Source organism: Idiomarina sp. A28L, from assembly GCF_000218785.1.
Lineage (GTDB): Bacteria > Pseudomonadota > Gammaproteobacteria > Enterobacterales > Alteromonadaceae > Aliidiomarina.
On sequence record NZ_AFPO01000025.1, the window covers coordinates 92244 to 105537 of the forward strand.

11 protein-coding genes, 3 tRNA genes and 1 pseudogene are annotated in these 13294 nt (G+C 46.3%); all 15 read right to left on the minus strand.

The features are described from left to right. Window positions 1-2: 2 nt before the first annotated feature. The 15 genes and pseudogenes from oadA to A28LD_RS10735 all read right to left on the minus strand — a co-directional run bounded on the left by oadA (window position 3) and on the right by A28LD_RS10735 (window position 13035). Window positions 3-1811, minus strand: coding sequence for a sodium-extruding oxaloacetate decarboxylase subunit alpha (gene oadA, locus A28LD_RS10665; RefSeq protein WP_007421094.1), 1809 nt, complete (start codon window positions 1809-1811; stop codon window positions 3-5). Window positions 1812-1814: 3 nt separating this feature from the next. Continuing rightward, the gene (locus A28LD_RS10670) at window positions 1815-2093 is read right to left on the minus strand and encodes an OadG family protein (protein ID WP_007421095.1); all 279 of its coding nucleotides are present in this window, start codon (window positions 2091-2093) and stop codon (window positions 1815-1817) included. Window positions 2094-2248: 155 nt separating this feature from the next. Further along, a tRNA-Arg gene (locus tag A28LD_RS10675) sits at window positions 2249-2325 on the minus strand. Between the two features lie 57 nt (window positions 2326-2382). After that, window positions 2383-2459: transfer RNA gene (locus tag A28LD_RS10680), tRNA-Arg, on the minus strand. Window positions 2460-2544: 85 nt separating this feature from the next. Then, window positions 2545-2637 (minus strand) — tRNA-Ser (locus A28LD_RS10685). Window positions 2638-2842: 205 nt separating this feature from the next. Beyond that, window positions 2843-3031: a carbon storage regulator CsrA gene (gene csrA / locus A28LD_RS10690; protein WP_007421096.1), complete on the minus strand. Its 189-nt coding sequence runs from the start codon at window positions 3029-3031 to the stop codon at window positions 2843-2845. Window positions 3032-3381: 350 nt separating this feature from the next. Continuing rightward, a complete protein-coding gene (gene alaS, locus A28LD_RS10695; RefSeq protein WP_007421097.1) occupies window positions 3382-5988 on the minus strand; it encodes an alanine--tRNA ligase in 2607 nt (868 codons plus the stop codon). A 157-nt stretch (window positions 5989-6145) separates the two neighbouring features. Then, window positions 6146-6655: a regulatory protein RecX gene (locus tag A28LD_RS10700; protein ID WP_007421098.1), complete on the minus strand. Its 510-nt coding sequence runs from the start codon at window positions 6653-6655 to the stop codon at window positions 6146-6148. A 75-nt stretch (window positions 6656-6730) separates the two neighbouring features. Further along, window positions 6731-7468 (minus strand): SIMPL domain-containing protein, encoded by a 738-nt coding sequence (locus A28LD_RS12055; protein WP_139043582.1) that lies wholly within the window; start codon window positions 7466-7468, stop codon window positions 6731-6733. A gap of 73 nt (window positions 7469-7541) precedes the next feature. Then, window positions 7542-8702, minus strand: coding sequence for an agmatine deiminase family protein (locus A28LD_RS10710; RefSeq protein ID WP_007421100.1), 1161 nt, complete (start codon window positions 8700-8702; stop codon window positions 7542-7544). Window positions 8703-9100: 398 nt separating this feature from the next. Continuing rightward, window positions 9101-9946 (minus strand): annotated as a pseudogene (rluB, locus tag A28LD_RS10715) (23S rRNA pseudouridine(2605) synthase RluB); the annotation flags it as partial. Further along, window positions 9943-10548, minus strand: coding sequence for an SMC-Scp complex subunit ScpB (gene scpB / locus A28LD_RS10720; RefSeq protein ID WP_007421102.1), 606 nt, complete (start codon window positions 10546-10548; stop codon window positions 9943-9945). The gene scpB and the pseudogene rluB, both read right to left, overlap by 4 nt. Before the next feature lie 5 nt (window positions 10549-10553). After that, entirely contained in the window at window positions 10554-11390 is an 837-nt protein-coding gene (locus tag A28LD_RS10725; protein WP_007421103.1) for a segregation and condensation protein A, read from the minus strand. Between the two features lie 89 nt (window positions 11391-11479). Continuing rightward, window positions 11480-12100, minus strand: coding sequence for an L-threonylcarbamoyladenylate synthase (locus tag A28LD_RS10730; RefSeq protein ID WP_007421104.1), 621 nt, complete (start codon window positions 12098-12100; stop codon window positions 11480-11482). 68 nt (window positions 12101-12168) lie between these two features. After that, window positions 12169-13035, minus strand: a complete 867-nt coding sequence (locus tag A28LD_RS10735) for a PHP domain-containing protein (protein ID WP_007421105.1) — start codon at window positions 13033-13035, stop codon at window positions 12169-12171. Window positions 13036-13294 lie beyond the last annotated feature (259 nt).

A 13294-nucleotide genomic window follows, 5' to 3' on the forward strand; every position in this document is an offset into this window, starting at 1 on the left:
GCTTAAGCTCCTTGCAACGTTAACAACACATCACCAGAAATTACGCTATCACCCTCGCGCGCTGTTATTTCTGCCACTGTGCCAGCGATTTCGGTACGCACTTCAGTTTCCATCTTCATCGCTTCCAGAATAACCACTACATCACCTGCCGCCACTTTATCGCCTGGCTTCACTTGGTATTTCCAAAGGTTGCCAGATAAAGGCGCGTTTACCGGGCGTGTATCGCCGCTTACTGGTTTATCAGATGTTTTCGATACACTTTGCTGTTCATTGCTTTTACTTAGTGCCTGAGCTTGTTCAGAAGCTTTCAAGCTTCCATCCGGCCCTACTTCTACAGAGAAACATTCTCCAGAAATACAAACATCATACCGTTCAATACTGTTATCACCGGTTTCTGATTTCTGCACCGGTTTTTCTTTCTCAGTGCCTGGAGCAGGTTCAAAAGCGCTAGGGTCGTCTCTATTTTTTAGGAATTTCAAGCCGATTTGTGGGAAAAGCGCATAAGTGAGAACATCATCCACTTCCGCTTCCGCCAGCCGAATCTTTTCAGCCTTAGCTTTTGCTTGCAGTTCTTTGGTTAAATCATCTAGTTCATTTTCAAGCAAATCAGCTGGCCGGCAAGTAATAGGCTCAGCGTCGCCCAATACTGTTTTTTGTAATTCAGCATTTACCGGAGCCGCTGTAGCACCGTATTCGCCTTTTAAAACACCTGCCGTTTCTTTGGTTACTGATTTATACCGTTCACCAGTAAGTACGTTCAAAACAGCCTGTGTTCCAACAATTTGTGAGGTTGGCGTAACTAATGGAATAAAACCAAGATCTTCGCGAACCCGCGGAATTTCCTCCAACACGGCATCAAATTTATCCAATGCTTTTTGCTCGCGTAACTGGTTTTCCATATTGGTTAACATACCGCCTGGCACCTGCGCCAAAAGAATACGCGCATCAACACCTTTTAAAGAACCTTCAAAGCGTGCATATTTTTTTCGCACATGGCGGAAGTACCCAGCGATCTCTTCCAAAGCTACTAAATCGAGGCCGGTATCGCGTTCAGTGCCTTCTACCATAGCTACAAGAGTTTCTGTTGCACTGTGCCCGTACGTCATGCTCATGGAAGAAATAGCCGTATCTAGCATATCTATGCCGGCATCAATCGCTTTTTGATATGTTGCGGTGCTTAATCCTGTTGTTGCATGGCATTGCATTGCAACTGGAATCTTGAGGTTAGCTTTTAAATCGGTAATTAACGCTTCCGCTTCATATGGGCGTAAAAGGCCTGCCATATCTTTAATACAAATCGAATGGCACCCTAACGCTTCCATTTCTAGCGCCATAGATACCCAACGTTCACGAGTGTGCACTGGGCTTACAGTATACGATAAAGTACCTTGTGCATGGCCATCGTTGGCTATCGTGGCTTCTATCGCTGTTTTCAAATTACGAACATCGTTCATCGCATCAAAAATACGGAAAACATCCACGCCATTAACGCGAGCACGCTCTACAAATCGTTTAACCACATCATCTGCATAATGGCGATAACCAAGCAGGTTTTGCCCGCGTAGTAACATTTGTTGGCGCGTATTTGGCATCGCCTTTTTCAATTCTCGCAAACGTTCCCAAGGATCTTCACCTAAGTAACGAATACACGAATCAAACGTTGCTCCACCCCATGTTTCTAAAGACCAGTAGCCAATTTTATCGAGTTTCTCTGCGATCGGTAACATATCGTCGATTCGCAAACGAGTGGCCAAAAGTGATTGATGGGCATCTCGAAGAACAAGCTCGGTTAGTAAAAGAGGTTTAGACATGAATTACTCCTGTGGGTCTGCAGCACTTCCTCGCGCCTGCCGATATTTTTGAACTGCAACGGTAACCGCAGCAAGCTTGGCTGCAGAAGATGCCTTACTTGGCGTTTCAGATTCGGGTAGGTTTTTGCTTGCAGATTGGGTTTCATCAGTTTTAGCAACTGCAATCTCGGGAAATAGCTTAGTAAGCAACCCAACGGCAAAGGTTAATACAATCAGAAATACAAATACGCCGCCCATTCCGGCAAGCATTATTTCAAATGTATCGGCAAACAATTCAGACATAATACGCCCCAGCAATGAATGCTTAATCGACTTGCGTTTAAGTTTGTTATTCAATTGTAAAGTGGACACGCGGGAAAGGAAAGGCCTAACCCTATGCAGCAGAATGATAAGGGGTATAGCGACAAACAATAAAGGATTGTAATGAGGGGAATCAATGGCGCGCTCGGGAGGATTCGAACCTCCGACCGCCTGGTTCGTAGCCAGGTACTCTATCCAGCTGAGCTACGAGCGCGTATTGACCCTATTGAACATGGTGCTTTGTACACAAGTTGTTTGCAAAGTTTTGAATTGGCGCGCTCGGGAGGATTCGAACCTCCGACCGCCTGGTTCGTAGCCAGGTACTCTATCCAGCTGAGCTACGAGCGCGTCACGAAATGAATTCTAGCAAAAAACTAAAGGAGTGTCCGAAAACATACTTCTAATTTTCTATTATGCATCATCTTATCAAAACTGGCGGTGAGGGAGGGATTCGAACCCTCGATAGGGCTATAAACCCTATACTCCCTTAGCAGGGGAGCGCCTTCAGCCGCTCGGCCACCTCACCGCAACTTGTGGGCACGAATGATAGCGATTTGAGCGAGCATGTCAAACGCTTTTTTATCTTTGCGCTACTAACTGCGGCATATTTAAGCATTATGTCTAAATTTTGCCACTTTTATCGAGATTTGCAAAAGAAAAGCCGGCATAGCCGGCTTCTTTATTCTTTGTCTGTTCTTTCAATTTCTGCGAAAAATCACCAGAATAAATGCTTATTCGTTCTCGGCATTTTCTTCTTTTTCAGCTTGAATTCGCATATATATTTCTTCACGATGAACTGAAACATCTTTCGGAGCATTAACACCGATGCGTACTTGGTTTCCCTTTACGCCCAAGACAGTGACCGTTACATCATCACCGATCATTAATGTCTCTCCGACACGTCGCGTTAGAATTAGCATCCATCTGCTCCTTTCAAGTTAGCTTCTCGTGCGACCCACTGTGACGCACTAAAACAGAAGCTTGGGCATAGTATCAACTTCCCTACATTTCGCGATATGACAATCTTCATATTTAGCCGCTATTTTCTGATCTCTTCTGTTCTTTCCGCGATTCCTTTTACATGGGAGTTTCGCGGTATAGAGAAGGATCGATAGAACATATGACAGCTTCTGATTAAATCTTAGCACAGCACATTAGAATAAGTAGTGAATCACAAAGATTCCGTACGAAAATCAATAATCTTTACACTTTCATAACGTACGGAAAAAATCACTGCCTAATTTGCTACTACCTGCTTGCCATGAAAGCGTTAAATCAACTTTTCATGCAACCAAGTTGTGGTTTCTGCTAATGCTTTATCTAAGTTATCTGGCTCAGTACCACCGGCTTGCGCCATATCGGGCCGCCCGCCACCTTTACCACCTACCATCGATGCTGTAAAATTAACCAAATCGCCCGCTTTAACTTTAGCAGTTAAACCCTTGGTAACTCCCGCAATCAAACTTACTTTCCCATCTTGGCGTAAACCTAAAACAACAATACCTTCACCAAGCCGGTTTTTTAAATCATCTACCATTTCACGCAAAGCTTTTGCTTCTGTGTTATGTACTTCAGCTACAATCACTTTTGCACCATGCACATCTTTTGCTTCATCTAGCAAAGATGCGCCTGCTTGCGCAGATGCCTGCTTTTGCAGATCAGCTAGTTCCTTCTCAAGCAACTTCTGTTTTCCTAACATTTGTTCTATACGATCAGCGAGTGCGGCAGGATCACTCTTTAACAAGCTTGCCGCTTCCATGAGCTTTTGTTGCTGCGCCAAATTATAAGCAACTGCGCCAGCACCGGTAACCGCATCTATCCGGCGCACGCCGGACGCAATTCCAGCTTCTGCAACCACCCGGAAACCACCGATATCACCAGTGCGTTCCACATGAGTTCCACCACAGAGCTCAAGCGAGTAATCGCTCATTTGCACTACCCGCACATCATCGGCATATTTCTCACCAAACAATGCCATAGCCCCACGAGCTTTGGCTTCTTCAATCGGTAAAATATCAGTAGTTAACGCAACGTTTAATCGAATTTGTTCGTTTACTTGCGCTTCAATAGCTTGTAGTTCAGCAGCAGTAACCGCTTGCGGGTGAGCAAAATCAAAACGCAACCGTTGCTCATTCACTAACGAGCCCTTCTGCGCCACATGCTCGCCTAAAACATTGCGTAATGCCGCGTGTATCAAATGGGTCGCCGAATGGTTACGGCGAATCGCCCAACGGCGCTCATCATCAACCACCGCCAATACACTATCACCTACTTTCAAATCGATATCGGCAGTACCGTGATGCCCGATCGCCTTGCCAATGTATTGCGTATCGGTAACCGTATACACCGGTTCACCAGCCACCTCTAACACACCAATATCACCCACTTGCCCGCCACTTTCGGCGTAGAAAGGGGTGCTATTTAACACTACAATGCCCTCTTCACCTGTTGCCAACTGCGCAACTGATTCACCGCCAACAAAAATTTCGGCAATAGTAGCGTTGCTTTCATAGGCACTATAGCCTTGAAACTCGGAAACTACTTCGGATTTTAACCGTTCGTTATAATCAGCGCCGAATTGCGAAGCTTGTTGTGCTCGAGCGCGTTGTTCCGCCATGGCTTTATCAAAACCTGCTTGATCTAATGCAAACCCGCGTTCACGCAAAATATCGGCCGTTAAATCGTAAGGGAAGCCATAGGTATCGTAGAGTTTAAACGCAACATCACCTGCTAATGTGCCGCCTTCTGGTAAGGTAGCTACTTCTTCTTCAAGCAAGCTCATACCGCGCTGTAAGGTGCGAGCAAACTGCTGCTCTTCTTGCAAAAGTGCTTTTTCAATGCGTTCTTGCGCACCAGTAAGCTCAGGGAAAGCTTCACCCATTAAGTTCACAAGTTCAGCTACTAGTTTATGGAAAAAGGCTCCGCTAGCACCTAACTTTGAACCGTGGCGCACTGCCCGGCGAATAATACGGCGTAGCACATAACCCCGGCCTTCATTTGATGGCAACACACCATCGGCAATTAAGAATGAACAAGAGCGAATATGATCAGCGATAACCCGCAGCGATTGTGCCGAGAGTTCTTCCGTACCAACCGCTTCCGCAGCCGCCTTAATCAAGGCCACAAAGGTATCGGTTTCATAGTTCGAATGAACATGCTGTAACACTGCGGCAATGCGCTCAAGGCCCATTCCAGTATCTACCGAAGGTTGTGGTAATGGTTCCATAGAGCCATCGGCTTGGCGGTTAAACTGCATGAAAACCAAGTTCCAAATCTCAATATAACGATCGCCATCTTCTTCTGGCGTTCCTGGAGGCCCACCCCATACTTCCTCACCATGATCATAGAAAATTTCTGAACACGGCCCACATGGCCCAGTATCACCCATTTGCCAGAAGTTATCTTTGGCACCAATACGGCTAATACGCTCGTGAGGCACACCCATTTCATCGGCCCAGATATCGTAGGCTTCATCATCTTCTTCAAATACCGTAACCCAAAGCTTTTCTTTTGGCAGCTTTAGCTCTTCAGTTAAAAACGACCACGCATATTGAATCGCCTCGCGTTTAAAATAATCGCCAAAACTAAAATTACCGAGCATTTCAAAAAACGTATGGTGGCGCGCTGTATAACCTACGTTCTCTAAATCGTTGTGTTTACCACCAGCGCGAACACAGCGTTGTGAGCTGGTTGCTCGTGTATAGCTGCGCTTATCTGTACCCAAAAATACATCTTTGAATGGCACCATTCCGGCATTGGTAAATAACAAGGTTGCATCATTACCCGGAATCAACGAGGAACTTTGCACAACCTGATGGCCACGCTCAGCGAAGAAATTCAAAAAAGCCGTACGGATTTCGGCGCTTGTCATGCTCATAAGTACTATCCTGCCTTGAGTTCGTATCTTGAGTTAGTTATTTGGGTTTATCATATGGTTTTGCAAGCATCTCGCTACTTATAAACGCACCAGCTAGAGTAATTTAGATGCATCGAACAGGAGAAGATAAAGGGGGTTAGATTAGCATAGAGAGGGCTCAGAAAACAGCCACTTCGTCATCATCTTCCGCAGCTGAAATCGCCGCATATACTTGCTCAGCGGTGAATCCGCGTTGCGCCAAAAAGCGTTGTCGCTTAGCTCTTTCTTTTGGTTCTAATAATTTAAACTCAATAGATTTAGCAAAGCGCCGTTGATAACGATCTTTTGCCAATTCACGCCAATCGGGGGCGCTTTCATTAAAAACAGCTTCGATTTCTAAATCAGAAAGGCCTTTTTGGCTCATTTCCATACGAATTCGTAAAGGCCCATACCCCTGCTCTACTCGCTGGCGAAAAAAGCTTGCGGCAAAGCGTTCATTTGATTGCCATTGCCTGTTTTGCAAGCGTTCAAGCACACGCTTAATAGCATCAACATCAAACCCTTTGTGCTCAAGCTTGCGCCGCAGCTCATATTCGCTGTGCTCTCTTCGGCTGAGTAAATCTACCGCACGATGTTCAATAGCGCGCTCATCGCTCGGATCTTTGGGGGCTTTTGGGTATCGATTCATTCTTTATTTATAATCAGTACTAATCATTTACATTCTGGGGGCTTTCCGCCACCCAGAATACCGATGTGGTTGCCATTATTCTAAAATGAACTTAACACTCACAGACACCGATAAGCTCTGCTGCCCTACTTCTGTTACTGAATCTGCCGAGCTTCGCATCACCATCATGCCTTCAGTAACCGCAGGCGCTGAACCATGCTCAATAACCTCTTGTACCCGCGCAATACTGCGGTTACTCGCTGCAGCAAGCTCTTCCGCTTTCTGCCAAGCCTGCGCCATAGCATCAGCTCGCGCCAAGGCATACAGAGGAGCCGGGTCGGCTACTTGAAAACGAACTTGCTCAACTCGGCCAATATCAGCGGCTAACGCTTGATCAATCACCACGTCGAACGATGCAATATCATCCAGCTTCACATTCACTGAGCGGCTTACCCGATAACCGAGAAACTCTTGCTGACCATCACGGTAGTTATAACGTGGCGTAACCTCCACCTGCCAAGAACTAATATTCTCACGCGGTACGTTAAGTTCGGAGAGCACATCTAAAAACGTGCTGGTTGTATTATCAACTTCTTGCTTTAGCACTCCAAGCTCATCGCCATCTTCAACAATTACAAACCGCAATAAAGCTTGATCGGGAATTCCTTGCGCTGAACCAGAGGCCTGCACGTGAATGCTATCAACATTGTTCATCGGCCCATAAGCGCCGGTGTGCTGTTGCCCGCAACCCATTAATGTAACCAAAGCAATGAATGAAACTAGAACTGTGGAAGCCTTCACCCATGCGAAATTTTTAATCTTCAACGTATTCATTTTATGCCCCTTGAAGCTGTATTTACGATTTAACCGGCGAACTAATTCACTAGGTAAGTAATAGTAATAACCTTCAATAAACGAAGCTTGCACAATGCCAACCGCCACCGCCTACTAACAATGCACGAGCTGGCACCGTTACTACCCGATACTCAGGCAACCACTTTGCCATCAGGTTCCGCGCAATATCATCGGTAGGTAGGCCAAAGCCCGGCATTACAATTAATTTACTTGCAAAACCACCGCTAGCTGAATCTCCGTTAGCGTTAACTCGCAAAAAATTCACGTAGCTCGCCATAAGCGGCATACCCGCTATGCGCCGCCGAACACCATGCCGCTGTTTGATATCAACCGCTTCTGCAGCACTTAAACGCGGTGCGCGCGGTAACGGCAGCTTGTGAATCACAAATGCCCGACCGTGCGCATCTACCGCATCATCGAAAAAATCAAACACACGCCTGCAGGTCGCATAGTCTGGATGGCTAGCATCATCAGTATAAGCAATAACTACCTCACCGGGCGCAATAAAAGCAGCAAGGTTATCAACATGCCCGCCGGTTTCATCAGCAGCTAAACGCCCCGGCACCATCAAAACTTTTTCGATACCGAAGCAACCCTGTAGTTTCAGCCGAAACTCGGCAGCAGTTAAGCCATCGTTACCTGGCCGAAATAATATACTTCCAGCACAAGCAATAGCGGTGCCTTCACCATCATGATGCAAAGCCCCCCCTTCCAAAACCATTTTATCTTCTGCAATACCGGCGCCTAATTTCAGCAAGCCAAGTTTCTCACTCAACCAATTTCGAGCTTGAATATCATCGTTGAACTGATCATCGATACCGCCCCAACCATCGAACTGAAAATGCCACGCAGAAGCTTGTTCATTCTTACTGGTTTGCTTAGCGGCGAAAGGAGCGCAATCACGCAGCCAAATATCACCATAAGCAACTTCGTGTAACTGAATAGCAAGTGCCGCGCTAAATGCTTGTTTGGCTAATAGCGCTTGCACAGCATCAGTATGGCCAACCGCCACTTGTAAATTCACTGGAATTTGAGCATCCGCAAGTTCCTGCAACAGAAGTAAAAACTCCTGCTGCACCGGCGCTAGCTCACCCGGCTGCTGCGGCCAAATTTCTTCACGATAGGGCCACCGCAACCAAACACTGTGGCTTTCGCTCCACTCGGTGCGAAGCTGAATCGCACCTGTTTCATTCACTGATAATGCGCTATTCATACTAACTATTTTTTCCCACTACCTGATTTGCCCTGCTCACTGCCTTTTGTATTTCCCTTCGCTTCGCCTTGGTGCTGCCGCTGTGGCTTACCTTTACCTTGACCCTTGCCGCTATTACGGCTGCGTGGCGAAGATTTACCATTAGGGTTACGCGGCTTGCCGGCTTCTTCATTATCGCTATTGCGGTAGCTACCTTGCGCTGGCTGCTTGCCTTTGGGCTCGCTGCGCTGGCCAGGGTGCTTATCTTTTCGATTATCACGGCGGCTATCGTTGCGCTCTTCATCACGTTTTACGTTTCTTGAGTGCCCACGGGCGCTGATTGAATCAGAACGTGTATTACTCTTAGCAGCCGCTTCTTTTTCAGCAGTTTCCGGGTTCGCGGCTAATCTACGACCTCCGCGGCCCACTGGATTTTCCTTCCGATGGCGAATGCTGCCGCGGCGTGCCTGCTTTAATTGCCGGCGTTGTTCTTCATCAGTAATTACCGGTGCAGATTCAATCAATGGTAGCTCTACCAAGCGGCGTAAATAATTCACCTGATCGGTTTGTAGTTCCATCCAACCGCCTTGAACAAGGCCCTTCGGCAACACCAAATCGCCCATCCGCACCCGCATTAAACGGCTCACTGTAAAGCCTTGCGATTCCCACAAGCGCCGTACTTCACGATTTTTACCTTCCGTAAGAATCACATGGAACCACTGGTTCATACCTTCGCCGCCGCGCCGCTTAATCTTTTTAAACTTCGCCACACCGTCTTCTAATTTTACACCTTTCAAAAGCTTTTGAATTTGCGCTTCACCAACTTCACCGAAAACACGTACCGCATACTCACGCTCTACTTCATAGCTCGGGTGCATTAAGCGATTCGCTAATTCACCGTCGGTTGTCATCAACAACAAGCCCGAAGTGTTGATATCTAAGCGGCCCACAGCTATCCAACGCGCGGTGCTTACATAAGGCATACGCTCATACACTGTTGCCCGCCCTTCTGGATCTTTACGCGTTACCAATTCACCCTCAGGCTTGTGGTACACCAATACTCGGCATGGTTGCTCCTCGGCATTTCGCACTTTAACTTGGTGGCCATCAATACGAATGTCTGCCGAAGCAGTTACCCGCTCACCCAGTGTAGCCACATGATCATCAACTCGAATCCGGCCTTCACTGATCATAGATTCCAATTCACGCCGCGAACCATGGCCTGAACGCGCTAATATTTTTTGCAACTTTTCGGTGTCTTTCACTGGTTTTCTTCCTCTTTTGTGCCACGCTCCCGCGTGTCATTGGTATCTGTAATGCCTTCCAAATCTAACTCAAGCTCCGGACGAGGTTGCGCTAAAGCTGGCAAATCAGCTACAGATTGTAACGAAAAATAATCTAAAAATGCTTTTGTGGTGGCATACAGTGCAGGCCTGCCAGGAACTTCCTTATGGCCTACTACTTTTACCCAACCACGCTCTTGTAACGTTTTCATAATTTGTGTGCTCACCGAAACCCCACGTACGGCTTCAATCTCGCCCCGCGTAACCGGTTGTCGCCAAGCAATTAACGCCAAAGTTTCCAACAACGCTGCTGAATAACGTGGTGCTCGATCAGGCCACATATTTACCAATGCTGGCCCAAGATCAGCTCGGGTTTGAAATCGATAACCAGAGGCCACTTCTACTAATTCAATGCCGCGTTCACGGTAATCTTCTTTTAATTCATCCAACACTTGCCGAATACGAGGGCGGTTTAATCGATAATCGGCGAGCACGCCCCCCAACAGCTGATCGAGAGTAACTGGCGCTTCAGCAGCAAATACCGCCGCTTCTACAAGTTGTTTAAGTTGTTTATCTGAAATCATGCCAATTATTCCTCAGCTACCGCAGTTTCAATATCAATATCCCGATAATTTGAAACTTTACCAACTACATAAATAATCGAATAAGGCTCTGCCTGAGTAAGCGCGATCAAACCCTCTTTATTCAGCTCTAAAATTGCCAAAAAACTGACAACAACCCCTGAACGCCCTTCATTTATTACAAATAGCTCAGAAAACTCTATTCTTTCTTTATGCTGCAGTTTTTCTAAAATACTGCTCATGCGCTCGCGAGTAGATAAGGCTTCCCGCTTCACCTGGTGGTGAGCCTGTACATCAACCAGTTGCATCACTTTAAATAGCGCTAGGCTTAACTCTTCTAAAGCTACTTCTGGGGGGGCTTGGCCTGCTAAATCGCGCGCATCAGTGTTGGCATGGGCAATAAAATAATCACGCTCTTGCTGCGGTTGAGTATCCAATTCATGGGCACCACTGCGTACAATTTCATATTCTTTTAGCCGCCGAACAAGTTCTGCACGTGGATCATCTTCCTCGTCTTCGTCGGCAACTATCTTCGGCAACAACATACGGCTCTTAATTTCCGCCAGCATTGCCGCCATTAATAGATAATCGGCGGCTAACTCAAGCTTCAATTCGCGCATCATATCTACGTACACCATATATTGCTCGGTAATTCGCAGAATGGGTAAATCGAGAATATCCATTTTTTGTTTACGGATAAGATAGAGCAACAAATCCATCGGCCCCGAAAACAAATCAAGCATCAGTTCAAGCGCTTCTGGCGGGATGTATAAATCCTCCGGTTGTTCAAAAACCGGTTCACCACGCACAAAACCTAGGGGTAACGATTGTTGCTCAGTAACCAAATGTAGCTTCCTAAATAATCATCTATCCATTGTATTGGCTTAACAAAAAATCTGCACAATCCTATCCACGAAAACCTGGCCGCTTATTTTTAACTAAAACGGCCCGGGTCACCTTCGCCTATTCGAATGATTTCTACTTCATCATCAACCAAATCAACCACCGTGGTTGGTTTCTCCATTAAATGGCCACCATCGATAATTAGATCCACCAATTTTTCCAAGCGCTGGCGAATTTCATACGGGTCGGGTTCCGCAAATTCTTCATCGGGGAATATCATAGTGGTAGACATTATCGGTTCGTTCAACTCAGTAAGCAGTGCTTGCGCAATATCATTATCAGGAACACGCAAACCGATAGTTTTTCGCTTCGGATTCATCAATCGCTTTGGCACTTCTTTGGTTGCCATCAATACAAAAGTGTAAGGGCCTGGCGTATTGTTTTTTATCAACCGAAATGCTTGATTTCCTACTCGGGCATACACTGATAGCTCGGATAAATCACGGCACATCAACGTAAAGTTGTGTTCGCTGCCGAGCCGACGAATATTTAAGATTCGTTCAACCGCTTCTTTATTTTGCAGTTGGCAGCCAATGCCGTAGCCCGAATCAGTGGGATACACCACTACTCCACCTTTGCGAATAATATCTGCCGCCTGCACGATTAGCCGGTTCTGTGGGTTTTCCGGATGGATTTGAAAAAACTGGCTCATCCTTGCATTCCTTTTATCTTTTTATTTAACACTAAATATTCAACTCAAATCAGAGGCGGCTGCATTCATTACAGCCCCTGCATTTCAGGCCAATCATGCCATACCGGTGTTAATTCATCTGGTATTTTTAAATTACGCCCGAGTTCGCGATAACGCCCCGGATAGTGAAAATCGGAGCCTGCCGATGCCAGCAGCTCATATTCAACCGCCAACTCAGTTAGCCATCGGCGCTGTTCTGGGCTTTGCTGGCCACTCACCACTTCCATGGATTGCCCACCGGCATCTTTAAATTCGGTAATTAAACGGCGCAACCATTTATTGCTTAAATCATAGGCTAGCGGGTGCGCAATACTGGCAACACCACCTGCCGCGTTGATTACCGCTACAGCCTCGCTCATCGAACACCATTGCGGTTTTTCATAAGCACATTGGCCCTTACCTAAATACTTTTCAAATGCATCTTGCACGGAATTGCAGTAACCATGATTGAATAGTGCTTGTGCATAATGCAACCGCGTTACTACGTTGCCATTTGCGCTCTCTGCGAATGATTCTGGCCTAGGTGCTGGTAATTTATCAGCGGCAATACCCTGTTTTATCAGCTTGGCATGAATAGCCTCTGAACGCAGGTGTCGCCGCTCTCGCTGCTCCTTAAGCAACCGCATTAAAGCAGGGTGTTCAAGAGAAAACTGCCACGCCAAAATATGAATCTCGAACCCTTCCCATGTAGTGCTGAATTCAACACCAGGAATCAATTCAAGCCGTTTCAGCTTTTGTTCTTCACGCGCTATTTTAGCGGCATGAAAACCACTAATTGAATCATGGTCAGTGATCGCTAATATATCTATTTGCATTACGCCTGCACGCATTACAAGCTCTGCCGGACTTAATGCACCATCAGAGGCAGTGGTATGGCAATGTAAATCAATTTGCATGTTCACCCCTCAGGTTAAAATTCATCAAGCGTTTACCTAATCGTCAACACGCATGCGCATCAAACACAACTGCGGATTTTCGTGCACTTACTTTTGAACCTGTTTTGTGCACCTGTTTTGTGCACCTGTTTTGTGCACCTGCACTGTACGATAATTACGCTAGTTTAATAGCTCCATCATACGCCCTTTAACAGCACAAAACCATGATTGAAGAGCCCTATTCCGTAACGAATCATGATGCTTTTTGAAAAACTTATTG